This window comes from Synechococcus sp. CBW1004, assembly GCF_015840715.1.
Taxonomy (GTDB): domain Bacteria; phylum Cyanobacteriota; class Cyanobacteriia; order PCC-6307; family Cyanobiaceae; genus Cyanobium.
Genome location: NZ_CP060397.1, coordinates 1,718,531 through 1,739,696, shown reverse-complemented (window position 1 = coordinate 1,739,696; position 21,166 = coordinate 1,718,531). Strand labels below are relative to the sequence as shown.

Sequence of the window (21,166 nt, the reverse complement as noted above, 5' to 3'; positions counted from 1 at the left end):
ATCCCTTCAATCGTCTGGTCGCACAAAGGGGTTGCAGCCGGTGGCCCATACCGCGAGCTGGCATGCCCTGTGAGCGGCAATGTGCACCCTTCCAAGATCTTGACCTCCTGTCGTTCCATGCCCTGCAGCAGGGCTGTCCGCAGGAGGGGTTGGCGGAGGCTCTGGATAGAGCTCTCGAGGCGCTCGGTCGCCGGCCCATGCGCGACGGCCAGCCGCTGGCGGGGAGGGAGCGTGAGGTGGTGCTGGAGAAGATGGTGACGGTTTTCCGCGAACGCACGGTACCCCTGATGCGCCGGCTGGGAGTGCTGTCATGACGCCGGTCCACACCATGGAAGAGGCAGCCGGTTCCGGTGCCCTGCGCCTGCAGATGCCGGCCCTGGCAAACAAGACCTATTTCAATTACGGCGGCCAGGGACCCATGCCCGCGAGTGCCCTGGACGCGATCCAGGCTGCCTTCCAGACCATTCAGGCGCTGGGGCCCTTCGCGGGTCCCGTCTGGCCTGAAGTGGGCCGCATCATCGATGCCCTGCGCCGGCGACTCGGTTCATCCGCCTGGCTGGGAGTGGGCCCAGGCCGGCTCGCGTTCACCGAGAACGTCACCTCGGGTTGCGTGCTGCCGCTCTGGGGACTTCCGTGGCAGGGAGGTGATCAGCTGCTGCTCAGCGATGCGGAGCACCCCGGTGTCGTCGCTGCCTGCCGTGAGCTGGCCCGCCGGCAGGGCCTGGAGCTGCAGTTCGTTCCGGTGGTCGATCTGCGCGGCAGCCACAGCGAGACCGAGACGGCCGTGTTGCAGCGCTTCGAGCAGGCCTGCACGCCCCGCACCCGGCTGGTGGTGCTGTCGCATCTGCTCTGGAACACCGGGCAGGTGATGCCGATCGCCGCGCTGGCGGAGCGGCTGCATCACCATTCCACGCAGCCTTGGCTGCTGGTGGATGCGGCCCAGTCGCTGGGATCGATCCCCGTGGCGGAGGCCGCCGCCGCCGCCGACATCTACGCCTGCACCGGCCACAAATGGTGTTGTGGGCCTGAAGGGCTGGGGGTGGTGGCGCTTTCGGAGCGGCTTCTGGAGCAGGCCAGCCCCACCCTGATCGGCTGGCGCAGCCTCGCCGATGAGAACGCCCTCGCCTCCAGCCCCGCCAACAGCCGCTTCCACGGCGATGCCCGTCGCTTCGAGGTGGCCACCTCCTGCACCCCCCTGTTCGCAGGATTGGACCAGTCGCTCCGTCTGCTGGAGGCGGAGGGAAGCGCTGAGCAGAGGCTCGAGCGGATCCGCGCCCGCTCCAGCCAGCTCTGGCAGGGGCTGGGGGCCATTCCTGGGGTGCAACGGCTGCTGCCGGTGGAGCCACCGGCGGGCCTGGTCAGCTTCACGGCCGCTGGCCGGTCCGCCGCCGATCTTGTGGCCCAGCTGGGCGAACGAGGCCTGTGGCTGCGCACCCTTGCCGATCCCGTCTGCGTGCGCGCCTGCACCCACATCACCACCACCGAGGATGACGTGGAGCAGTTGCTGCTGGCGCTGCGCCAGCTCCTGACGGCAGCCTGACGACCTCGGGTGGCCTGCCCGGGGAAGGTCAGGACCGGCATGGGCGAGTCGTTGGGGCGCATGGCCCAGACCGGCGGTCACCCCCTGACCAACACCTCGCATCGTCCGTAGCCCCGGTCGGATCGGCCCGTGAAGCCAGGGAGAGACGTGGCGTGCCGATGGGCCTGCGGCGCCTCAGCTCTCCCGCCTCCGCAGCGCCTTCTCGGCTTCCTCGCGGTCGTCGAAGTGGATCTTGGTGGTGCCGAGGATCTGGTAGTCCTCGTGGCCCTTGCCGGCAATCAGCACCAGATCCTGCGGCGCGGCCGACGCGATCGCGCCGGCGATGGCGCACGCCCGGTCTCCCTCCACCTGCAGGTCGGTGCCTTCCGGGATGCCGGCCACCACGTCCGCCAGGATCTGATCGGGATCCTCCGTGCGCGGGTTGTCGGAGGTGACCACCACCGCGTCCGCCAGCCGCGCGGCGATGGCACCCATCTGGGGACGCTTGCCGCGGTCGCGGTCGCCGCCGCAGCCGAACACGCAGATCAGCCGGCCGCTGGTGAACGGCCGGCAGGCGGCCAGGGCGTTCTCCAGCCCGTCGGGGGTGTGGGCGTAATCCACCAGCACCGCTGGAGCCGGGGTCGTGACGGAGGGGCGCACCCGCTCCATGCGACCGGGGACTCCGCGGAAGCTGGCCAGCCCCTCGAGCAGCTGAGACAGGGGCAGCTGCTGCTGCACGAGCACCCCCACCGCCTGAAGCAGGTTCATCAGGTTGAAGCGGCCCACCAGGGGAGAGCGGAAGCTGCCGCTGCCGGTCGGGGTGTGCAGCGTGCCCGACACCCCTTCGGATCCCATGGCCAGATCGCTGATGCGCAGCTCGGCGGCCTCATCGCTGAGGGAGCTGCGCCAGCAGGGCACCCCCTCCGCCTGCAGCCGTTCCGCCAGCTGCCGGCTCCAGGGATCATCCACGTTCACCACGGCTCCGCCGCGCAGCAGCGGCTGGCTGAACAGCAGCGCCTTGGCCTCGAAATAGGCCTGCATCGAGGGGTGGTAGTCGAGGTGGTCCTGGGTGAGGTTGGTGAAGACGGCGCCGGCGAAGCGGCAGCCGGCGACGCGCTGTTGTTCAAGAGCATGGGAGCTCACCTCCATCGCCCCGACGCCCGCACCGGCGGCCACCGCCTGGGCCAGCTGGCTCTGCAGAAGATCCGAGAAGCTGGTGGTGTGCTGGGCGGTGACGCTGTGGCCCGGCCAGCGGTTGACCAGGGTGCCGAACAGGGCGGAGGGGCGGCCCGTGCAGGCCGCCAGATGTTCGATCAGATGGGTGGTCGTGGTCTTGCCGTTGGTGCCCGTCACCCCGAACAGTTCGATGCGCTGACTGGGATGCCCCCAGAAGGCAGCGGCCAGTTCGCCGGCGAGCCGGCTCAGTTCATCGGCGGGAACCACCAGCACACGTGTGGCTTCCTCCGGGGGGTGCTGCCGGGCCGCCTCGGGGCTGATCAGGGCGCAGGCGGCGCCTGCGGCCAGCACTTCGGGCCAGTAGGTCCCTCCATCGACGCGGGTGCCGGGCAGCCCGATGAACAGGCTTCCGGTGCCGATGCGGCGCGAATCGCAGCTGATCGCACTGATCTCGCCGTTCGGGAGACTCTCCGGAGGTGTCAGCCCCACTTCATGGAGCAGCGGATGCAGCAGCTGAACCATGGCGATGGCGGCCCCGGGGGCCCCAGGTGAACTGGAGCCCGTTCTAAGCCGTGGGGCCAGTGCGGGACAGTCCAGGACGGCCGGCGGCTCTCCTGCCCCCCTGCGGGTCCGCTCAGTCGGTGTCCACGGCTGGGAGCGCCACACCCTGGCGCTCCAGCCACTGCGCCAGCCGCTCACCGGAGAGGCGCGGCGGCACCCGCGGCAGTTCGCGCCAGGCTGCCTCGGCGCTGCGAACGGCCAGCACGGGAACCTCCAGGCCATAGCGGCTCTGCAGCTGCGGATCCTCATCGACATCGATCAGGGTCAGCTGCGGCGCGGTTCCCACCGCCGTCAGGCCCAGATCCCGCAGGCGCTCCTCCAGTCCTTCACACAGGCAGCAGCCCTGCCGAGTGAACAGCAGCAGGCTCGTGTGGGACGCCTCGGAGGTCGCGGCAGCGGAGGCCATGGGCGGGTCGGTGCGTGAGCCGGTGGGGAGCGTTTCCGCTCGGGCTCACTCTGATGCAGCATCCGGAGAGCGCTGGCCGGAAGCGGCGCCGGGGCCCGCTGGCCGGGACTCCTCGACCCGTTCTGGCATCCCGGGATAGCCTCCGGCCGACGCTCAATCCGGCACCGGATCGCAGCTGCAGGGTGTGAACGGGTGGCACCGCAGCAGCCGCCGGAGGGTGAGCCAGCCCCCCCGCCACGGTCCATGACGCCGGATCGCCTCATCGCCATAGGCGCTGCAGCTGGGGATGAAGCGACAGCGGGGACCCAGCAGCGGCGAGATCCAGCGCCGGTAGAGCCGGATCAGCAGCAGCAGCAGGGCCGCCAGGGGCCGCTCCCGCCAGGGCAGCGGAACGGCCTCGGAAGGCGGGGGAGGGGTGGGGAGGGAGGCAAAACCGAGAGCTTCCGGCCCCACCGACAACGACAGTGCTCCGTTGGGGCCGGCCGTTCTCCCGCTCGCTCCTTCCTGGAGCAGCGGCCGCTCGGGCCGCTCGCCGGCTTCAGGACATGCTGAGGAATCAGGGATCAGAGAGGGATGGGGGTCGAGGTCTAGAGTCGGCGATCGGCCACGCATGGCGAGCGCTGACTGGATTTCCAGCATGCCGCAGACCTGCGCTTCGCCGGGCCCGTCGCCCATCGGCGATGCGGATGCCGTTGCCTCCGGGCAGCACTCAACCCTTTTCCACAACTCCTTATGTCCCGCTACCGCGGCCCTCGCCTGAGGATCACGCGGCGCTTGGGAGACCTCCCCGGTCTCACCCGTAAGGCCGCCAAGCGGTCTTATCCCCCCGGTCAGCACGGCCAGGCCCGTCGCAAGCGCTCCGAATACGCGATCCGTCTCGAAGAAAAGCAGAAGCTTCGCTTCAACTACGGCATTTCCGAACGTCAGCTGGTCCGCTACGTCAAGAAGGCACGCGCCCAGGAAGGCTCCACCGGAACCAACCTGCTGCGTCTGCTGGAAAACCGGCTCGACAACGTCTGCTTCCGTCTCGGCTTCGGCCCCACCGTTCCCGGTGCACGCCAGCTGGTGAACCATGGCCACGTCACCGTCAATGGACGGGTGGTCGACATCCCCAGCTACCAGTGCCGCGCTGGTGATGTGGTGGCCATCCGCGAACGCAAGGCCTCCAAGAAACTCGCCGAGGGCAACCTCGAATTCCCCGGCCTGGCCAACGTGCCGCCGCATCTGGAGTTCGACAAGGCCAAGATGACCGCCAAGGTGCTCGGCAGGATCGAGCGCGAATGGGTCGCCCTCGAGATCAACGAACTGCTGGTGGTTGAGTTCTACAGCCGCAAGGTCTGAGGATTCCTGTCAGCGTCGGGCCTCAGGCCCTCTCCATGGCCCCTGCCCTGCGGCTGGGGCTTTTCGTTGCCGGTTTCTGGGCTTGCGACTGTGCACGCCCATGCGCTTCCAGCTCCGCCGCCGGGCTGCAGGGCCTGGGATCGTTCAGAGCTGCAGCAGGACAGCTTCGAGGTGGCTGTGGGGTCGCTTCTCCGTCGCCAGGTAGTAGATCGCCACCAGCTCGCCCCGGTGATTCACCGTCAGCTGGGGATAGCCCATGTCCTGCTCGAAGGGATTGGCCCGGATCGCCAGGGGCGGTCCCCAGCTGCGGCCGTCGTCGCGGCTCAGCCGCAGCAGCATGCGCCGCTGCGTTCGGTTGGCATACACGCAGGCGAGCCTGCCGTCCGGCAGCCGTGTCAGCGCCGGTGGATTGCCGTTGGGAACACCCGTCTCATCCACCCAGCTGAGGAAGCGCCAGCTGCGCCCCCCGTCGTCCGAGGCGTAGGCATCGATCCAGCTCGGAGTCTCCGGGTGCCGGCGTGGATCACGGCGTCGCAATGCCGCCACCAGCCGCCCCCCACCGAGGTCCACCAGCGACGGCATCACCGCCCGGTATGGATCGCTCCAGGGAACCACCCAGCTGAGGAAGCGCCAGCTGCGGCCACCATCGCGTGTTTCCGCCACGAAGGTCTTGTCGAGACGGGAGCTGTGCGGACCCAGACGTGGATCCCGGGCTGACAGCAGGAACTGGGCAGAGGAGGGCCCGGTGATGCGGTAGGAGGTGCGCGAGGTCAGGAGCAGGCCCCGGAGCTCAGGAGCGCGCTCCAGACCCGTGAAGCGAAAGGGGCCCTGCCAGCGGTGGCCTCGATCCACAGACAGGAAGAAGCTGCCGAGTGGCGCGTCCACCCTGCCGTCGGCCATCACCCGCACCGCCAGACCAGGAGCGTCGAAACGGATCGGCTGGACCAGGACTCTCGCTGATTGCACCCGGCCCTTGAAGGGGTCGGAGATCTGCGTTTGCCAGCTGTGCCCGCCATCGCGTGAGCGAACCAGGCGTGGTTCCTGGGGGTCGCCGACCTTGTGGCCCGATCGGTCGAGCCAGGGGCCCTCGCCGAAGCCCACCAGGATTTCCCGACCGCCATCCCAACTCCAGAGACCGTGATTGGCTGGCCAGGCCAGGAAGCGGCCGGGTGTGCCGGCCACGTTCACCAGTCGGAGCACCCGCGGATCGGCCGCATGGCGCCCGTCGGCGTTGCTGGGATACCCGAACCCCTCTGCGCTCGGCGTGGCGGCAGGCGACGGGATCCTCGCCGTCTGGAGGGCCAGGGGCCGGGCCGGGCTGGCCGCTGCCGCCGCGGAGGACCCGAGGGCGGCGGCGCACGTGATCGCCAGCACAGCACTCCACCGGATCACGTCAGCGCCTTCGCGTCTCCAGACCGATTCTGGGCCGGGTCGCCGGTGCTCGCTGCCTGGTGCCTCGCCTCAACCTCACCGCTTCCAGATCCAGCGGCCATCACTGTGCTGCGCCTTGACGATGCTCTGCCGCCGTGGCCCCATCCGGCTGGCTATCGGGATAGCGGGTGGGGCTGGAGAGGGCATCCAGGTCCACTCGTGGTGGCCATGCTTGGCACTCATCGCCGCCATCACCAGATCCTGGCTGGCCCGGCTCAGCCAGTCACCGGCGCGGTTGGCCACCCGTTCACCCCCCGATCAGGGTCTCGAGGGCGGCCGTCACGTCCGGCTGACGCATCAGCGCCTCGCCCACCAGCACCGCATCAGCGCCGGCGCTCTGGACGCGGTCGAGATCGTCACGGCGGAACAGCCCCGATTCGCTCACCAGCAGCAGCCCCCGCTGCCGCAGGGTGTCGCCGAAGCGCTGCATCAGCCGCTCGGTGGTGGCCAGATCCACCGCGAAGGTGGTGAGGTCACGGTTGTTGATGCCCACGACCGTGCCGGCTCCCGGCGCCGTCAGACCATCGATCGCCAGCACCCGCTCGAGCTCCTGCTCGTCGTGCACCTCCACCAGCACCGTCAGGCCGAGGCTGCGGGCCACCTTGTGCAGGTAGCCCAGGTCCTGATCGGTGAGGATCGCGGCGATCAGCAGGGCCGCATCGGCGCCGGCGGCGCGGGCCTGATACAGCTGATAGGGGCTGAGGATGAAGTCCTTGCACAGCAGCGGCAGCTCCACCGCCTCACGCACGGCGATCAGCACCTCGAAGCCGCCCTGGAAAAACCGCCGATCGGTGAGCACCGACAGGCAGCTGGCGCCACCGGCGGCGTAACCCTGGGCGATCGCCACCGGATCGAAGTCCTCGCGGATCACCCCCTTGCTGGGGCTGGCCTTCTTCACCTCGGCGATCACGGCCGGTTTGCGGCAGGCGGCCCGCAGGGCCGCGATGACATCGCGGGGGACGGGCAGCCGTGCGACCTGCTCCTTCAGCTTCTGCAGCGGCACCCGCTCCCGGGCCGAGGCCACCTCGCGGTCCTTCTCCCAGACGATCTGCTCGAGGATGTGGCGCGGTGCCTCCTCCGGATGGGGAATGGCGTATTCGAGGTGGGCCACCTTCACCTTGGGATTGGGCGGGCGGCGACGGATCTCCATGCGGGTGCTCGTGGGGTGTTCGGAGTCGGGATCAGCCGGCGACGGCCATGGCCGCCTGCTTGTAGGCCACTTCCACCACTTCGCTGAGAGTGGGGTGGGTGTGCACCTCGTTGGCGAGCTGCTTCACGCTCTGGCGGCGAGCGACGGCGTTGGCGATCTCCTGGATCAGGTCGGCGGCATGGAGGCCGTAGATGTGGGCGCCGAGCACCTCGCCGGTGGCCTTGTTGAACAGCAGCTTCATCAGGCCGTCGCTTTCCAGTTCGGCGAGGGCCTTGGAGTTGGCCTTGAAGTAGCTGCGCACAGCCCCGAGCTCGAAGCCTTCCTTCTCGGCCAGGGTTCTGGCATCGGCCTCGCTCAGGCCGACCGAACTGATCTCGGGGTGGGTGAAGGTGGCGGCGGGAATCGAGCGGTAGTCGATCTCGCGGCCGTGGCCGAGGATGTTGTCGATCGCTACGGCGCCCTGTGCGGCGGCGGTGTGGGCCAGCATCATCTTGCCGGTGACATCTCCGACGGCCCAGAGGTGGGGCACGGGTGTGCCGTTCACGAGCACGCGCATGCGGTCATCCACCGGGATGAAGCCTCGGTTGGTCTCCACACCCACCGACGCCAGGTTGAGCTCCTGGCTGCAGGGCACCCGGCCGGTGGCCACGAGCACGGCATCGACCTCGAGGGTTTCCACCGGCTCGCGGGTCTTCATGTCGACCAGCTCGATCTTCACCGGGCAGCCGGGGGTGATCTTCTGGGCCAGCACGCCGGAGCGGGCGTCGATGTCGCGACCGTCGATCAGGTTGCGGGCGGCGATCTTGGCGATGTCGGGATCGAAGGTGGGCATCACCCGATCGAGCGCCTCGATCATCGTCACCTCACAGCCCAGGGCTGTGTAGACATCCGCGAATTCCAGGCCGATGTAGCCACTGCCGATGATCGTGATCCAGCGCGGCAGCCACTCCAGGTTGATCGCCTCATCGCTGGTGAAGACGGTGCGGCCGTCGGTCTCGATGCCGGGCGGCACGAATGGATCGGACCCCGTCGCGATGATCACGTCGCGGGCGCAGTAGGTGCGCTCGATGCCGCTGCCGCTCTCGCGCACGGTCACCTGCTGGGGACCGGCCAGCCGGCCCTTGCCCCGCAGGATCGTGGTGCCGACGCGCTCCAGCGTCTTGGTCAGGTTGGATCGGATCGTCGCCACCAGCTGGGCGGCGTGATCGGCGATCTTCTGGCGCTCGAAGCGCACCGGGGCGGCATGGATGCCGAAGCCGGCCAGGTGCTCGGCATCGGCCAGTTCGCGCACGCGGCCGCTGGCGGCCAGCAGGGCCTTGGAGGGCACGCAGCCGCGGTTGACGCAGGTGCCGCCCATGTCGCGGCTCTCGACGATCGCCACCTTGAGGCCGTGCTCCGCCGCATGCTTGGCCGCATCGAAGCCGCCGTAGCCGGCACCGATGACGATGACGTCAAAATCGAAGCCGCCCGAGGCCCCTGGGGTCGGGGCGGGGGAACCAGGAGCTGCGGTCACCGGGTACTGCTGTGCGGGATGCCGGGCATTCTCCCCCCTGAGGGGATGGCGCTCTGCCGCCAGCGTTCCAGCAGCAGCGGCGCCGCCGCCACGGCCACGTTCAGCGACTCCACCGCCGGGCTGTGGGGAATGGTGACGCGGGCATCGGCCAGCGCCGCCAGCTGCGGATCGAGGCCGGCTCCTTCGTTGCCCAGGAGCAGCACGGTGGGCAGGGTCCAGTCGACGTCCCAGTAGGGCCGGCCGCCGCTCACCAGCGTTGCCACCCGCTGAAGACCCTCCGACTCCTGACCCTGCAGCCATGCCAGCAGCTCCTGGCGCTCCAGCCGTCGCAGCGGCAGGGCCAGCGCCGCACCGCTGGAGGCGCGCAGCACCTTGGGTGCGTAGGGGTCCGCACCCTCCGCCAGCCACACCTCCTCCACGCCGGCCGCCAGGGCGGTGCGCAGCAGGGTGCCGAGGTTCCCGGGATCCTGCAGTCCGTCGAGGGCGAGCACGAAGCCGGGGCGCCGCGCCGGATCCGGCTCCGGTGGCTGCAGGGTGGCCAGCACCCCGTCGGGATGGCTGGTGCTGGCCGCCAGCGCCAGGGCCTCATCCGCCAGCGGCTGCCTGCGGGTGGCAGCGGGCAGGCAGGCCCACAGGTCGGCGTGGCGTGCGATCCAGGTGGGCGTGGCCGCCACCAGATCCGGAATCAGCTGCAGTCGCAGCGCTTCTTCCAGGAGATGGCGTCCCTCCAGCAGGAGCAGGCCCTGCTCGCGGCGGCCCCGTGGTTCATGCAGGGCGCGCAGCTGGCGCACCAACGGGTTGCGTCGGCTGGTGATCAGCTCGGAGTCCTGACCGCCTGCGGTGGGCCGTGCCTGACCGTTTCCCAGACGCAATGGCATCGGCAGCGGGCGGGAGCCCGTGCGTCTGTCCGGATCGGTTGGGCCCATTGCATCCATTGGCGACACCCTTTCAGGTTGGTCGCCAGGGCTCAGAACGTGTGCTGCGTGCGGACGTGACAGCCGTCGCGCAACACGAGCTCCTTGTCGCCGAGATCAAGGCCTCGAACCGCCGCCACGTCACCGTGCAGGCCCTGCTCACGCAGATTGTCAATCAAGGCCTTCACAACCGCATCCTCGACCATGGTCTGATCAAAGGAATCAGGCGTCAGGCTTTCGAGAAACTTGCCCATCTTCGACGCCATCACTTCGGAGGCGTTGGTGATGTTGAGGACAATCATAAGAATGAAATGCGGATGGGGAGACTTGAACTCCCACGACATTGCTGCCACTAGTACCTGAAACTAGCGCGTCTACCAATTCCGCCACATCCGCGGGCGTAAGGCCGCCGCTCGAAGCGCTCGGCAAGGGAACTTTAAACCATCACCCCCTCGGACGATCGCGCCGGCCCTTGGTGTCGCGGAGCCAGTTCCAGCGGCGGACGCCTAGACGATGGCAGGAATCATTGTCAAGATTCGGCCTCGAGACTCGTGTGGGGGATTCCGCTCCATGATCAGCACCGCCATCCCCACGCACACCGCTCTTCAGGACGAATCCGTCCTGTCGGCTGCCGCCCCGCTCGCCGGGGTCGACGCGCCGCCGGGCGCCACCGCGCCCTCCCTGCGCGGTCAGCCCCGTCTGGAGATCGAGGGGGGGCATTCCCTCTCCGGCACGATCCGTGTCAGCGGGGCCAAGAATTCGGCCCTGGTGCTGATGGCGGCATCCCTCCTGACGAAGGAGACCCTGCGTCTGCGCAATGTGCCGCCGTTGACCGACATCACGGCCATGGGGGAGATCCTCGCTGCCCTGGGTGTCCGGGTGCTGCGTCAGGGCGAAAGCCTCGATCTCGACGGCGAGACCATCCAGCGCACCGCTCCTCCCTACGAGCTGGTGAACAGTCTGCGCGCCAGCTTCTTCTGCATCGGCCCCCTGCTGGCACGCACCGGCATGGCCCAGATCCCTCTTCCAGGCGGCTGTCAGATCGGCACCCGTCCCGTGGTCGAGCACGTCAAGGGGCTCAAGGCCCTCGGCGCCCAGGTCACGATCGAGCATGGGGTTGTCACCGCTGCCGTGCCCGGCGGGGGCCGCCTGCGCGGTGGACACATCCACCTCGACTGCCCGAGTGTCGGCGCCACCGAGACGCTGATGATGGCTGCGGCCCTGGCCGACGGCGACACCACCATCGACAACGCCGCCCAGGAGCCCGAGGTGAGTGATCTGGCAAATCTGCTGATCGCGATGGGCGCCCACATCTCCGGTGCCGGCACCCCGACGATCACGATCCAGGGTGTCTCCGAGCTCCATGGCGCCGACTACGCCGTCATCCCCGACCGGATCGAAGCCGGCACCTTCCTGCTCGCCGCCGCCATCACCCGCTCGCGCCTGCGTGTCGCTCCGTTGATCCCCGAGCATCTCGGGGCCGTGCTCACCAAGCTGGAAGAGGCCGGCTGTGAGCTCAAGGTGGATGGAGACGGGCTGATCATCGATGCCAGACAGATCCGGGGCGTCGATCTGCGCACCCAGCCCTTCCCGGGCTTCCCCACCGATCTGCAGGCCCCGTTCATGAGCCTGCTGGCCACCGCCGAAGGCAGCAGCATGGTGGTCGAGACGATTTTCGAGAACCGTCTCCAGCATGTGGCTGAGCTGCAGCGCATGGGCGCTGCGATCCGCATGCAGGGCAACACCGCCTTCCTCGAGGGCGTCCCCCAGCTCAGCGGTGCCCCGGTGCGCGGCACCGATCTGCGTGCCTCCGCCGCCATGGTGCTGGCCGGCCTGGCCGCTTCGGGCACCACCACGGTCCGGGGCCTGGAGTTCCTCGATCGGGGTTACGCCGATCTGGAGGGCAAGCTCAATGGTGTCGGCGCCCGCATCCGGCGGGTGCATGACGAGCCTGTGGCCTCCTGACGTTCGGTCCCGGTCCCGGGGCGCGACTGCGGCGCCCCGGAGGGCACTGACGGATAAAGTCCTGCCAGAGGGAGCGTGCCGGAATTGGTAGACGGACTCGACTCAAAATCGAGCGCCTTCGGGCATGTGGGTTCGAGTCCCACCGCTCCCATCCCCTCGACGGCCTTGGCCACCCCATCCCCTGCCGCCGCCTCAGCGGTGATGAACACCTACGGCCGTTTCCCGCTGGAACTGGTCAGGGGCAAGGGGGTCTGGCTCACCGACCGCGATGGCCGCCGTTATCTCGACGCGGTGGCCGGCATTGCTGTGTGCACCCTCGGTCACAGCGATCCGGTGCTGCGCCGCCGCCTCTGCCGGCAGCTGCGCAAGCTGCAGCACGTCTCGAATCTGTATCGGATTCCAGAGCAGGAGCAGCTGGCCGCCGCCATTGCCGCGCGCAGCTGTGCCGATCGTGTCTTCTTCTGCAACTCCGGCGCCGAGGCGAATGAGGCGGCGATCAAGCTGGCCCGCAAGCACGGCCATGACGTCCGCGGCATCGAGCGGCCGCTGATCCTCACCGCTGAATCCAGCTTCCATGGCCGCACCCTGGCGGCGGTCACCGCCACCGGTCAGCCCAAGTACCACCAGGGCTTCGAGCCGATGGTGGAGGGCTTCCGCTATTTCCCCTACAACGACACCGTCGCTTTCGAAGCGCTGCTGAAGCAGTGTGAAGCCGAGGGGCCACGGGTGGCGGCGGTGCTGCTGGAGCCCCTCCAGGGCGAGGGCGGCGTCATCCCCGGCGATCCTGCCTTCTTCCGGCGTGTGCGGCAGCTGTGCGATGAGCGCCGCATCCTGCTGATCTTCGATGAGGTGCAGATCGGCGTCGGCCGCAGCGGCAGATGGTGGGGCTACGAGCAGCTCGGGGTCGAGCCCGATGCCTTCACCCTGGCCAAGGGGCTGGGTGGCGGTATTCCGATCGGTGCCCTGGCCGTCAAGGACGCGGTTGATCTGCTGCGGCCCGGCGAGCATGCCAGCACCTTCGGCGGCAATCCCTTTGCCTGCCGCGCCGGCCTGACCGTGATCGAGGAGATCGAGAAGCGGCAGCTGCTGCCCCATGTCCAGCGGATGGGCGAGAGGCTGGAGCATCTGCTGGCGGAGCTGCAGGCCTCCCACCCGACCCTGATCGAAGGGGTGCGCGGCTGGGGTCTGCTGCGCGGCGTGGTGCTGCGGGAGGGAGGCCCCACGGCGCCCCAGGTGGTTCAGGCCGCCATGGACGAAGGCCTGCTGCTGGTACCGGCGGGCACCCGTGTGGTGCGCATCGTGCCGCCGCTGGTGATCCGGCCGCGCCACCTCCGCACCCTGGTGAAGCGGTTGGGGCGGGCCCTGGAGCGTGTCGGCTGAGTCGGGGGCGCCGCAGCGGAGCCAGGGAGTGCTGCTTCCTCCGCTGCCCACGCCCGTTGATCTGGATGATCTGCTCGAGCCGTTCAGCCGCCGCGGCGTGGATCTCGGCCTCGATCGCCTGCGCGCCGCCCTTCAGGAGGGCGGCAACCCCCAGGAGCGCTTCGCCGCCGTGCAGGTGGCCGGCACCAACGGCAAGGGCTCGATCTGCACGTTCCTGCACAGCATCCTGCGGCAGGCCGGCCTGCGGGTGGGCACCTACCGCTCGCCGCATCTGGTCAGCTGGTGCGAGCGCATCCAGCTCGGCGATGCCTGGATCACCCCGGAGCAACTGCGGGACGACCTGCGGCGCTGGCAGGCGATCGGTCGCCGCCATGCCCTCACCCCCTTCGAGCTGCTCACCGCGGCCGCCTTCGATCGCTTTGCCCGCTCGGATCTCGATCTGGTGATCCTGGAGGTGGGCCTGGGGGGCCGCCTCGATGCCACCACAGCCCATCCCCGGCGGCCCGTGATCGGGCTGGCCAGCATCGGCCTCGATCACCGCGAACATCTGGGCGACACCCTGGCGGCGATCGCAGCTGAGAAGGCAGGCGTGATGACGGAGGCCGCCCACGTGTTCAGCGGCCCCCAGGATCCAGAGGTGGCGGCGGTGCTCGAGGCCGAGGCGCGGCGCTGCGGCAGTCGCCTGCAATGGCTCGAACCCCTGGCGGAGGTGAGCGCCGGAGGTCCCATCCTCGGCCTGAACGGTGGCTGGCAGCGTCGCAACGCCGCGGTGGCCGTGGCGATGGCGCGGGCGCTGGCGCGCCAGGGCTGGACGATTCCGGAGCCTGCGATCGAGGCCGGTCTGGCCGCGGCCCGCTGGCCGGGGCGGCTGGAGCGGCGCCGCTGGCGGGGGCGGGAGCTGCTCCTTGATGGCGCCCATAATCCCCCCGCGGCTCTGGCTCTGGCGGGCGGGCTTCAGGCCATGGGAGGCTCCGGCGGGCGGCGCTGGCTGCTGGGGATGCAGCGCCACAAGCAGGCCCCGGAGATGCTGCAGGCCCTGCTGGGACCGGCCGACCGGGCCCGCATCGTGCCGATTCCCGGTCACCGCTGCTGGGATGCGGCCTCGCTGGCGGCGGCCCTGCCCGGGCAGGCCGGTCACCTGGAGCCCGGCAGCGAGGGGGACAACGGCCTCGAGCGGGATCTGGCCTGGCTGACGGACATGGATGGCCCCCTGCCGGTGGTGGCCGGTTCGCTGCATCTGCTGGGACAGATGATCCCCCTTCTGGATCCGGAGCCCTGAGGCGCAGGTCGGTGAAGTGGCGCTGCCAGGGGCGGGAGGATTCGCTTCTGCCGCGGAGTGGGGCAGCCTTGCCGATCGCCCACCATCGGTCCGCCCCCTGCAGAGTGCTGCCCGGGGCGTCAGGCTGAGGGTGATCCCTGTGTCCCGAGGCGTCGATGAACAGCTCCACCAGCGCCCCGGACCCGGTCGATTCGCCCTGCGCACGGCCGCATCAGCCCGTGCGCGCCGCCTCCTGGCATGCCCGCTTCGGTCGCTGGCTGCTTCTTGCGCTGGTTCCGGTGTTCCTGCTGGTCGCTCCTCTGCCGCTGCGGGCCGAGTTCAGCGGTGTCGATTACACGCTCACCAACCAGAACGAGCAGGACTTCAGCGGCCAGGACCTGGCCCATACCTCCTTCGCCGGTGCCCAGGGGCGCCACAGCCGTTTCCAAGGGGCCGACCTGCATGGGGCGATCCTCACCCAGGCGGCCTTCCCCGAGGCTGATTTCAGTGGCGCCGATCTCAGCGATGTGCTGATGGACAAGGTGGATTTCAGTGGCGCGGACTTCACGGGGGCCCTGCTGCGGGGTGTGATCGCCTCCGGCGCCAGCTTCCGCGGCGCCACCGTCACCGGAGCTGATTTCAGTGATGCACTGCTCGATCGTGAGGATGTGCGCGCCCTCTGCCGTGAGGCCAGCGGCACGAACCCGGTCACCGGCGTGGCGACGCGGGAGAGCCTCGGTTGTGGCTGAGCGGCTCTCTCAGCTCTGGCCGGCTCGCTCCAGCCAGCCGCGGAGCTTGCCCGGGTTGAGCAGTCCGGCCGGGTCGTGAGCGCTCTTGGCGGCCACCTGGGCCGGATCGATCTGGCCCATGCCGCCGTCCTCGACGCTGCACTCGTGGGGATCGAACACCAGCACCCCCAGACCGCGGCAGTGATCAATCAGATCCGCCAGCGCCTCGACGCCACGGAAGCGCACCAGCGGCAGGCCACTCAGGCGAACGGCACCGTCCTGGCGCACGGCCTCCAGATGCCACAGCAGATCCTCACCCCAGCGCTGGCGCAGGGAGGCCATGGCCGGCTGCGGGTCGGCGGGCAGCAGCAGCTGCAGATAGGTCCAGTCGGGATGGGAGCCGCGCCAGTGCAGGGTGGTGTGGTTCCAGCAGAGTTCCCGCAGCGGCAGACCCCGGCCTCCGGCCTGGGGCTCCTGCCACTGCAGGGTTCCGCCCCGGGTCGCCAGCCAGGCCGGCAGCACCGCCATCGCATCGGGGGCGGCCAGCAGCAGCAGGCGGTGCTCGCCCGCCCGGGGCGGCGTGCAGCCTGACGGCCAGGGGAGCGCTGCGGCCACCGGTGCCTCGAGCAGTGCCGCGTTGTTGAGCAGCAGCGCCGTGTGGCTCAGCTCCTGCAGGGTGTCCAGGGCGGCCTCCCAGCTCATGAAGCCCACCACCAGCTGCTGCCAGTCCACGGCGGCGCAGCTGGGCAGGGTGAGGGCGGTGAGGATGCCGTTGGTGCCATAGGCATGGTTCAGCGGCGCACTGGCTTCGGCATCCAGCTGCAGCAGTCGGGGCTCCGGTTCCACCGTCATCACCTCCAGGCCGAGCAGGTTGCCGGCATCGCGCAGGAAGCCCCAGCGGAGGGAGCCCACACCGCCGGCGCCGCCGGCGATGAAGCCCCCCAGGCTGGAGCTGCGGAGGGTGCTGGGCGCCAGCCGCAGGCCGCGGCCCCGTTCCGTCAGCTGCAGATCGAGCGAGGCCAGGGTGATGCCTGCCTCGGCGGTGAACACGCCGCTGATCGGATCGAGCTGGCGCAGCTGCCGCAGACCGCTGAGATCGATCACCAGGCCCCCCGCCAGCGGCACGCACTGGCCGTAGTTGCCGGTGCCGGCGCCGCGCAGGGTGAGCGGCACGGCATGGCGGGCACAGGCTGAGACCACCTGCCGTAATGCGTCCAGGCTGTGCACCCGAACCGCCAGCTGGGCGCGGCAGGGGGCGAGCAGCGGCTCCAGCACCGGGGAATAGGCATGGAAATCCGAGGAGAGCCGCGCGAGTTCCTCGCCCTGCCGGATCGGGCTCAGGGCGCTCAGCTCCTCTGCCAGCGACGCGATCCGTGCATCGTCGACCGGCGGCGGCAGGACGGGGAGGGAACGGATCACCATCGTGAGAGGGGCGGAACGGGCAAGGTGCCGCTTGCGGCTCCCGGCAGTCTCCCGCGCCTGCGGGGCCGCAGCGACCCTGAGGATTTCAGGCGGAGAGCCTGCCGAGTCCCGCCAGCAGCGGCGAGGGCCTTTCCGCCACCGGTGGCTCCAGCCAGCTCCCGGCCCGCAGCACCCGACGCTGGGGCGCAGTGGTGAGCAGTTCCGACCAGCTGCCTGCACCCAGGACCACCAGCTCAGCCGGGCCCCCCACACGCAGCACGCCATCCCAGGGGAGGCCCAGCAGCCTCGCGGCGGCGCTGCTGAACGGTGCCAGCCCCAGGCGCCGCCAGGGCTGGCCGTGGCTGATCAGCACCGACAGGCGCAGCAGCTCGATCGGATCGAATGTCCCACCGGGATACCAGGGGTCCTGCACGTTGTCGCCACCGATCGCCACCGTGACCCCCGCCGACTGCAGCTGTTGCCACGGGGCCTGGATGCGCAGCAGGGGCGTGTGGGCCTGACGCTTGCCCAGCAGCCACAGGTTGGTGGTCGGCAGGGCCACCACACCCACCTCCGCTTCGGCCAGATCCTCCGCCAGGCGCCGGCAGGCCTGGGGGGAGAGCAGGGCCATGCTGCTGGCGTGGCTGCAGACCAGCGGCACCCGGATGCGGTGCCGGCGCAGCAGGGCCGTGAGCAGACGCAGCCCCCTGCCCGGCTGGTCGCTGGCTTCATCGATGTGAAGGTCGATGCCGCAGCCGTGGCGTTCCGCCAGTCGCAGCAGCGCCAGCAGGGCGCGTCCGTCGGTGCCGGAGGCGGCGAACGGCGGACCCACCACCCCGCCCAGCACCCCGCCGGCGGCGGCCACCCGCGCGGCCAGGCGCTCTCCCTCCGGTGTGAGCCAGTGCCGGATCGGCACCAGGGCCACCAGCTGCAGCTCCACCCGTCCGCGCCATTCCCGGCGCAGCTCCTCGAGGGCCTGCCAGCTGAGGGCCGCGGCGGGCCCGAGGCTGTCGATGTGGCTGCGCACCGCCCGTAGACCGTGGTGCCAGGCCAGCTCCAGCGCCTGGGCGCCCCGCTGGCGGACACGCTCCAGGCTGCGGCTGCCGTGCTCCTGGCTGTTGGCGGCGAAGGCACCGGCGAAGGTGCCTTCGGGGTTGGGGAAGGCCGCCGCCGTGAACGCCTTGTCGAGGTGGGCGTGGGGTTCCACCAGCGGGGTGAGGGCCAGCGGTGCCGGGCCCACGGCTGTTGCCGGCCGGATCTCGCGAACGAGCCCCTCCTGATGGAGCAGGGAGATCGTCACCAGCCCTTCGTGGTCAGCGGCCGGCAGATCCGCAAGCCGTGGATCGAGCAGCGCCCTTGGCAGACGCAGCGGGGGCAGCCAGGCGCCGCCGCTCATGGGCCTCCTCCGGGCATCCAGGCCTGGCGCTCCCGATCTCCATCCGGGCTGTTCTCACTGGCCCTCAGCACCACGAACCGTCCCGCCACCGCCAGGGTGAGCGCCTCGTAGTGCGGCAGGCGCCAGCGGGGAAGCACCTGCTGGCCCCCCAGACTGGTGCTGTACAGGCTCAGCAGTCCGAGGTTGCGGCGCCGGGTCTGCAGGGCCGCCAGACGTCCCAGCACCGGCCGCTGTGCTTCCACCATGGCCGGACAGTCCTGGATCACGAGTCGCAGCATCAAGGGCAGGCCGTCCTCGCGGCACAGCTCGTCGCGCAGCAGGGCCGTCAGGCGTCCACCGGCGAACTCCTCGAAGGCCGCCGGCCCGGGATTGGTGAGCATCAGACCCACTCCCATCGCACCGAGCAGCAGGCCCCAGCCCAGCAGGACGGGGGAGCGGACCGGGCGGGGGGGAGCCAAGAGATGGCCGGCAGGGGCATCCACCATGGCAAAGGCCGCCCTGGGCTGCCATGTTGTACTGTCTGGCTTGCGCGGCGGGCGTCGCCAAGTGGTTAAGGCAGTGGCTTGTGGCGCCACCATTCGGGGGTTCGAGTCCCCTCGCTCGCCCTTCTCATCCCATCCTTAAGGATTGCCCGGTCGTGATCTTCACGCCGGGCTTTTTTGTGCTGGCGACATGCCCGGCTGCCCGGAGGAAGGCCATGACGCCCAGGATCGGCAACCTCAGGCGAAGGCACCCACCAGGGCCGCCAGCAGGCCATCTCCCCCCTGACGGACGGGATCGCCGCAGGGCAGGCCCGTGAGTTCAACGGTCTGCTGGATGGCCGCCTCGGCTGCGGCGTCACTCAGCAGGGCGGTGTTCAGCGCCACCGCCTTCACCCGCGGCCGCACTCCATCAGGCCGCCCCTGGGCCGCGACCGCTTCCAGCGCCGCGATCACCTCCGGCAGCGGCGGGATCGCCACCGGGGCCGCTCCTGGGCGGGTGCGCACCTGGCTCTGGCCGGCGCGGTGCACCAACAGAAGATCCGTGGGCTGACTGCCGCGCAGCAGCGGCAGGGTGGCTGTGGATCCGGGATGGCACAGGGATCCCTGGCCCTCCACCAGCATGAGCGTCCCGGGGCCGGCGCCCTCGGCGGCCTGCAGCACGGCCGCCTCGACCGCCCCGGCGGCGTAGTCGACGCGCACCGCGTCGAGCGCCACCCCCTGGCCGCTGATCAGGATGCCGGCCTGTCCGGTGCCGACGAAGCGGGCATCGAGGCCTCGCTGAAGGGCCGCAGCGGCCAGCTCCAGACAGGCGCTCATCTTGCCCACCGCCATGTCGGATCCCACCGCCAGCAGCCGCCGGCAGGGCAGGGCGGCGCAGCGGGCCGTGGCCACCTCCAGCCCCTCGGGCTCGCGGCGCAGATCCCAGATCCACTGGCCCGGCCGACGGCAGGCGGCGGCGAAGCGGGGATCGTCGGCGAGGCGGCTGTGCAGGCCGCTCGCCAGGTTCAGGCCTGCCTCCAGGGCCAGCAGCACATCCGCCTCCATCTCCTCCGGCAGGCGCCCGCCCGAAGGCGCCAGCCCCACCACCGCCGCCTTCGGCCCACAGGCCAGGGCCGCGGTCATGTCGGCCACCACCGGAACGTCGCGGTCGATGCCGGTGACAGCCCTGAGATCCGCGCCGGCATGGGCCGGATCGATCACGGCCACGATCGGACCGCCGCGATGGCGCAGCATCGCCAGACCCGTCTTGCCGGAGAGGTTGTCGAGGCCGCCGTGCTGCAACAGCACCACCGGCGTGTCGGGGGTCAGCATCCGGGGCCTCCTGCAGCCGAGGCGCTGGGCCAGGCGCCCGGGCGGAGCGACACCCCAAGCCCGGGACCCGAACCGGCCCGTAGCTGATCGCCCTCCAGGGGCGGGGCCTCGAAGGGGTCGTCCACCAGATTCAGATGGCTGTCCAGGTCGGGCCACCGCACCAGCGGCAGCAGCTGGGCGGCGGCGCCGTTGAGCAGGGCGCTGTCGGAGTAGCAGCCCACCATCACCTCCAGGCCGAGGCGCCGCGCGGTGCGGGCCATCAGCAGCGCTTCGCTGAGGCCGCCGCTCTTGAGCAGCTTGATGTTCACCCCGTCCACGTAGGGCGCCAACCGCAGCAGGTCCTGCAGGTTCCAGCAGCTCTCATCGGCCACCAGCGGCATCGGACAGTCGAGATCCAGCGAGGCGAAGGCGGCGCAGTCCGCCTCGGGATCCTCAAGGGCCGCCAGGGGTTGCTCCAGCAGCACCACATCGTGAACGGCCAGCAGCTGGGCCATCGCCCTCGCTCCGTCGCTGTCCCAGCCGCCATTGGCGTCCACCTGCAGCTCCAGGTTCTGGCCGAGTCGCTGCCGACGCGCCTCCAGCGCTCCGCTCACGGCCTCCACCAGGGAGCGGTCGTGCTCCAGGCCCTCGGGGCTGCCGAGCTTGAGCTTGATGCGCGTCGCCGGCAGCTGCTCCCACCAGCGCTCGAGGCGGGCCAGAACCTCATCCACCGTGCCCAGTCCCAGGGTCACGCTGGTGGCGCTGCCGCGGCTGCCATCCAGACCCCACAGGTGATGCAGGGGCATCCCGGACCGTTTCCCCAGCCAGTCGTGCAGCGCCAGATCCAGCCCGCAGCGCGCCGGGGGCGAGAGCTGGGCCAGCAGCGGCTCCAGGCACTGCATGGGCTGGGGGGCCGGGCCCGACAGGTGGGGCCGCAGGGCCGCCAGTTCGGCCTCAAGTTCGGCGGTGTCGTAGCGGCGGTGGCCGGTGTCGAAGCCGCCGGTCTCGCCGATGCCGCGAATGCCGTCGTGGATCACCTCCACCAGCAGATGCTCCACCGAGGCGGTGGTGCCGCGACTGATCGCCAGAGGCACGGCCTTGGTGAGCGGGAAGCGGCGCAGCTGCAGATCCATCCCTTCACGCTGCCACAGGGCAAGCGGTAGCCGCGGCGACGGCGGAGACGCAGCCTGTGACATGAGATGAACGGGTCTCAGGATCCCATGGGCTCCTTTCCTGAGGTCCGGGCCCAAACGTC

General features: G+C 70.2%; 21 protein-coding genes and 3 tRNA genes. 9 read left to right on the top strand and 15 right to left on the bottom strand.

What is annotated here, in order from left to right:
- The first annotated feature begins 62 nt into the window (after window positions 1-62).
- Both H8F25_RS08420 and H8F25_RS08415 read left to right on the top strand, forming a co-directional pair.
- Window positions 63-314, top strand: a complete 252-nt coding sequence (locus H8F25_RS08420) for a hypothetical protein (RefSeq protein WP_231597277.1) — start codon at window positions 63-65, stop codon at window positions 312-314.
- Window positions 311-1,540 (top strand): aminotransferase class V-fold PLP-dependent enzyme, encoded by a 1,230-nt coding sequence (locus H8F25_RS08415; RefSeq protein ID WP_231597276.1) that lies wholly within the window; start codon window positions 311-313, stop codon window positions 1,538-1,540. Before H8F25_RS08420 ends, H8F25_RS08415 begins: the two co-directional genes overlap by 4 nt.
- Window positions 1,541-1,714: 174 nt before the next feature.
- Here the strand turns inward: H8F25_RS08415 and H8F25_RS08410 are convergent, their stop codons facing one another.
- From H8F25_RS08410 to yidD, 3 genes are all read right to left on the bottom strand, one after another.
- Window positions 1,715-3,217: a UDP-N-acetylmuramoyl-L-alanyl-D-glutamate--2,6-diaminopimelate ligase gene (locus H8F25_RS08410; RefSeq protein ID WP_197213147.1), complete on the bottom strand. Its 1,503-nt coding sequence runs from the start codon at window positions 3,215-3,217 to the stop codon at window positions 1,715-1,717.
- 112 nt (window positions 3,218-3,329) lie between these two features.
- A complete protein-coding gene (locus tag H8F25_RS08405) occupies window positions 3,330-3,662 on the bottom strand; it encodes a glutaredoxin family protein (RefSeq protein ID WP_197213145.1) in 333 nt (110 codons plus the stop codon).
- 153 nt (window positions 3,663-3,815) lie between these two features.
- Window positions 3,816-4,049, bottom strand: a complete 234-nt coding sequence (gene yidD, locus H8F25_RS08400; protein ID WP_197213635.1) for a membrane protein insertion efficiency factor YidD — start codon at window positions 4,047-4,049, stop codon at window positions 3,816-3,818.
- A 345-nt stretch (window positions 4,050-4,394) separates the two neighbouring features.
- On the opposite strand from yidD, the gene rpsD reads away from it, so the two are divergent.
- A complete protein-coding gene (rpsD, locus tag H8F25_RS08395) occupies window positions 4,395-5,003 on the top strand; it encodes a 30S ribosomal protein S4 (RefSeq protein WP_197213143.1) in 609 nt (202 codons plus the stop codon).
- A gap of 144 nt (window positions 5,004-5,147) precedes the next feature.
- Here rpsD and H8F25_RS08390 read toward each other — a convergent pair whose 3' ends face one another.
- The 7 genes from H8F25_RS08390 to H8F25_RS08360 all read right to left on the bottom strand — a co-directional run bounded on the left by H8F25_RS08390 (window position 5,148) and on the right by H8F25_RS08360 (window position 10,407).
- The gene (locus H8F25_RS08390; RefSeq protein ID WP_231597275.1) at window positions 5,148-6,377 is read right to left on the bottom strand and encodes a sialidase family protein; all 1,230 of its coding nucleotides are present in this window, start codon (window positions 6,375-6,377) and stop codon (window positions 5,148-5,150) included.
- A gap of 93 nt (window positions 6,378-6,470) precedes the next feature.
- Window positions 6,471-6,677 (bottom strand): hypothetical protein, encoded by a 207-nt coding sequence (locus tag H8F25_RS08385; protein ID WP_197213139.1) that lies wholly within the window; start codon window positions 6,675-6,677, stop codon window positions 6,471-6,473.
- A gap of 4 nt (window positions 6,678-6,681) precedes the next feature.
- Window positions 6,682-7,584, bottom strand: a complete 903-nt coding sequence (gene trpC, locus H8F25_RS08380) for an indole-3-glycerol phosphate synthase TrpC (RefSeq protein WP_197213137.1) — start codon at window positions 7,582-7,584, stop codon at window positions 6,682-6,684.
- Window positions 7,585-7,615: 31 nt separating this feature from the next.
- Window positions 7,616-9,097, bottom strand: a complete 1,482-nt coding sequence (gene lpdA, locus H8F25_RS08375) for a dihydrolipoyl dehydrogenase (RefSeq protein WP_197213135.1) — start codon at window positions 9,095-9,097, stop codon at window positions 7,616-7,618.
- Entirely contained in the window at window positions 9,094-9,975 is an 882-nt protein-coding gene (locus tag H8F25_RS08370) for an RNA methyltransferase (protein WP_197213133.1), read from the bottom strand. The genes lpdA and H8F25_RS08370 overlap by 4 nt, the downstream gene beginning before the upstream one ends.
- Before the next feature lie 89 nt (window positions 9,976-10,064).
- Window positions 10,065-10,313: a hypothetical protein gene (locus H8F25_RS08365; protein ID WP_197213131.1), complete on the bottom strand. Its 249-nt coding sequence runs from the start codon at window positions 10,311-10,313 to the stop codon at window positions 10,065-10,067.
- A 10-nt stretch (window positions 10,314-10,323) separates the two neighbouring features.
- Window positions 10,324-10,407 (bottom strand) — tRNA-Leu (locus H8F25_RS08360).
- 174 nt (window positions 10,408-10,581) lie between these two features.
- Between H8F25_RS08360 and murA the strand changes: the two genes are divergently transcribed.
- From murA to H8F25_RS08335, 5 genes are all read left to right on the top strand, one after another.
- Entirely contained in the window at window positions 10,582-11,976 is a 1,395-nt protein-coding gene (gene murA / locus H8F25_RS08355) for a UDP-N-acetylglucosamine 1-carboxyvinyltransferase (RefSeq protein WP_197213129.1), read from the top strand.
- 69 nt (window positions 11,977-12,045) lie between these two features.
- Window positions 12,046-12,127, top strand: a tRNA-Leu gene (locus H8F25_RS08350).
- A 50-nt stretch (window positions 12,128-12,177) separates the two neighbouring features.
- Window positions 12,178-13,356 carry an aspartate aminotransferase family protein gene (locus H8F25_RS08345; RefSeq protein ID WP_197213633.1) on the top strand — a complete coding sequence of 393 codons (1,179 nt, stop codon included), beginning with the start codon at window positions 12,178-12,180 and terminating at the stop codon, window positions 13,354-13,356.
- 28 nt (window positions 13,357-13,384) lie between these two features.
- Window positions 13,385-14,635 (top strand): folylpolyglutamate synthase/dihydrofolate synthase family protein, encoded by a 1,251-nt coding sequence (locus H8F25_RS08340; protein ID WP_370525855.1) that lies wholly within the window; start codon window positions 13,385-13,387, stop codon window positions 14,633-14,635.
- 155 nt (window positions 14,636-14,790) lie between these two features.
- Window positions 14,791-15,363: a pentapeptide repeat-containing protein gene (locus H8F25_RS08335; protein WP_197213124.1), complete on the top strand. Its 573-nt coding sequence runs from the start codon at window positions 14,791-14,793 to the stop codon at window positions 15,361-15,363.
- A 9-nt stretch (window positions 15,364-15,372) separates the two neighbouring features.
- Here the strand turns inward: H8F25_RS08335 and H8F25_RS08330 are convergent, their stop codons facing one another.
- The 3 genes from H8F25_RS08330 to H8F25_RS08320 form a co-directional block, all read right to left on the bottom strand.
- On the bottom strand, window positions 15,373-16,764 hold the full coding sequence (locus tag H8F25_RS08330) for an FAD-binding oxidoreductase (RefSeq protein WP_197213123.1): 1,392 nt from the start codon (window positions 16,762-16,764) through the stop codon (window positions 15,373-15,375).
- Window positions 16,765-16,849: 85 nt separating this feature from the next.
- A complete protein-coding gene (locus H8F25_RS08325; RefSeq protein WP_197213122.1) occupies window positions 16,850-18,139 on the bottom strand; it encodes a cytosine deaminase in 1,290 nt (429 codons plus the stop codon).
- Window positions 18,136-18,597, bottom strand: a complete 462-nt coding sequence (locus H8F25_RS08320) for a DUF4359 domain-containing protein (RefSeq protein WP_231597273.1) — start codon at window positions 18,595-18,597, stop codon at window positions 18,136-18,138. The genes H8F25_RS08325 and H8F25_RS08320 overlap by 4 nt, the downstream gene beginning before the upstream one ends.
- A gap of 74 nt (window positions 18,598-18,671) precedes the next feature.
- On the opposite strand from H8F25_RS08320, the gene H8F25_RS08315 reads away from it, so the two are divergent.
- A tRNA-His gene (locus tag H8F25_RS08315) sits at window positions 18,672-18,744 on the top strand.
- A gap of 114 nt (window positions 18,745-18,858) precedes the next feature.
- Here the strand turns inward: H8F25_RS08315 and H8F25_RS08310 are convergent.
- Together H8F25_RS08310 and H8F25_RS08305 are read right to left on the bottom strand one after the other, a co-directional pair.
- Window positions 18,859-19,932: a DUF1611 domain-containing protein gene (locus H8F25_RS08310; RefSeq protein ID WP_197213119.1), complete on the bottom strand. Its 1,074-nt coding sequence runs from the start codon at window positions 19,930-19,932 to the stop codon at window positions 18,859-18,861.
- Window positions 19,926-21,044, bottom strand: a complete 1,119-nt coding sequence (locus tag H8F25_RS08305) for a dipeptide epimerase (protein WP_197213117.1) — start codon at window positions 21,042-21,044, stop codon at window positions 19,926-19,928. The genes H8F25_RS08310 and H8F25_RS08305 overlap by 7 nt, the downstream gene beginning before the upstream one ends.
- Between the last annotated feature and the right edge of the window lie 122 nt (window positions 21,045-21,166).

What these genes read in the sequence shown, in the direction of transcription:
- H8F25_RS08420 (WP_231597277.1), top strand. Translation starts at nt 63, where the DNA reads ATGCCCTGTGAGCGGCAATGTGCACCCTTCCAAGATCTTGACCTCCTG.
- H8F25_RS08415 (WP_231597276.1), top strand. Translation starts at nt 311, where the DNA reads ATGACGCCGGTCCACACCATGGAAGAGGCAGCCGGTTCCGGTGCCCTG.
- H8F25_RS08305 (WP_197213117.1), bottom strand. Translation starts at nt 21,044, where the DNA reads ATGGATCTGCAGCTGCGCCGCTTCCCGCTCACCAAGGCCGTGCCTCTG.
- trpC (WP_197213137.1), bottom strand. Translation starts at nt 7,584, where the DNA reads ATGGAGATCCGTCGCCGCCCGCCCAATCCCAAGGTGAAGGTGGCCCAC.
- H8F25_RS08365 (WP_197213131.1), bottom strand. Translation starts at nt 10,313, where the DNA reads ATGATTGTCCTCAACATCACCAACGCCTCCGAAGTGATGGCGTCGAAG.
- H8F25_RS08310 (WP_197213119.1), bottom strand. Translation starts at nt 19,932, where the DNA reads ATGCTGACCCCCGACACGCCGGTGGTGCTGTTGCAGCACGGCGGCCTC.
- H8F25_RS08405 (WP_197213145.1), bottom strand. Translation starts at nt 3,662, where the DNA reads ATGGCCTCCGCTGCCGCGACCTCCGAGGCGTCCCACACGAGCCTGCTG.
- H8F25_RS08325 (WP_197213122.1), bottom strand. Translation starts at nt 18,139, where the DNA reads ATGAGCGGCGGCGCCTGGCTGCCCCCGCTGCGTCTGCCAAGGGCGCTG.
- H8F25_RS08330 (WP_197213123.1), bottom strand. Translation starts at nt 16,764, where the DNA reads ATGGTGATCCGTTCCCTCCCCGTCCTGCCGCCGCCGGTCGACGATGCA.
- H8F25_RS08370 (WP_197213133.1), bottom strand. Translation starts at nt 9,975, where the DNA reads ATGCCATTGCGTCTGGGAAACGGTCAGGCACGGCCCACCGCAGGCGGT.
- H8F25_RS08335 (WP_197213124.1), top strand. Translation starts at nt 14,791, where the DNA reads ATGAACAGCTCCACCAGCGCCCCGGACCCGGTCGATTCGCCCTGCGCA.
- H8F25_RS08345 (WP_197213633.1), top strand. Translation starts at nt 12,178, where the DNA reads ATGAACACCTACGGCCGTTTCCCGCTGGAACTGGTCAGGGGCAAGGGG.
- rpsD (WP_197213143.1), top strand. Translation starts at nt 4,395, where the DNA reads ATGTCCCGCTACCGCGGCCCTCGCCTGAGGATCACGCGGCGCTTGGGA.
- murA (WP_197213129.1), top strand. Translation starts at nt 10,582, where the DNA reads ATGATCAGCACCGCCATCCCCACGCACACCGCTCTTCAGGACGAATCC.
- H8F25_RS08410 (WP_197213147.1), bottom strand. Translation starts at nt 3,217, where the DNA reads ATGGTTCAGCTGCTGCATCCGCTGCTCCATGAAGTGGGGCTGACACCT.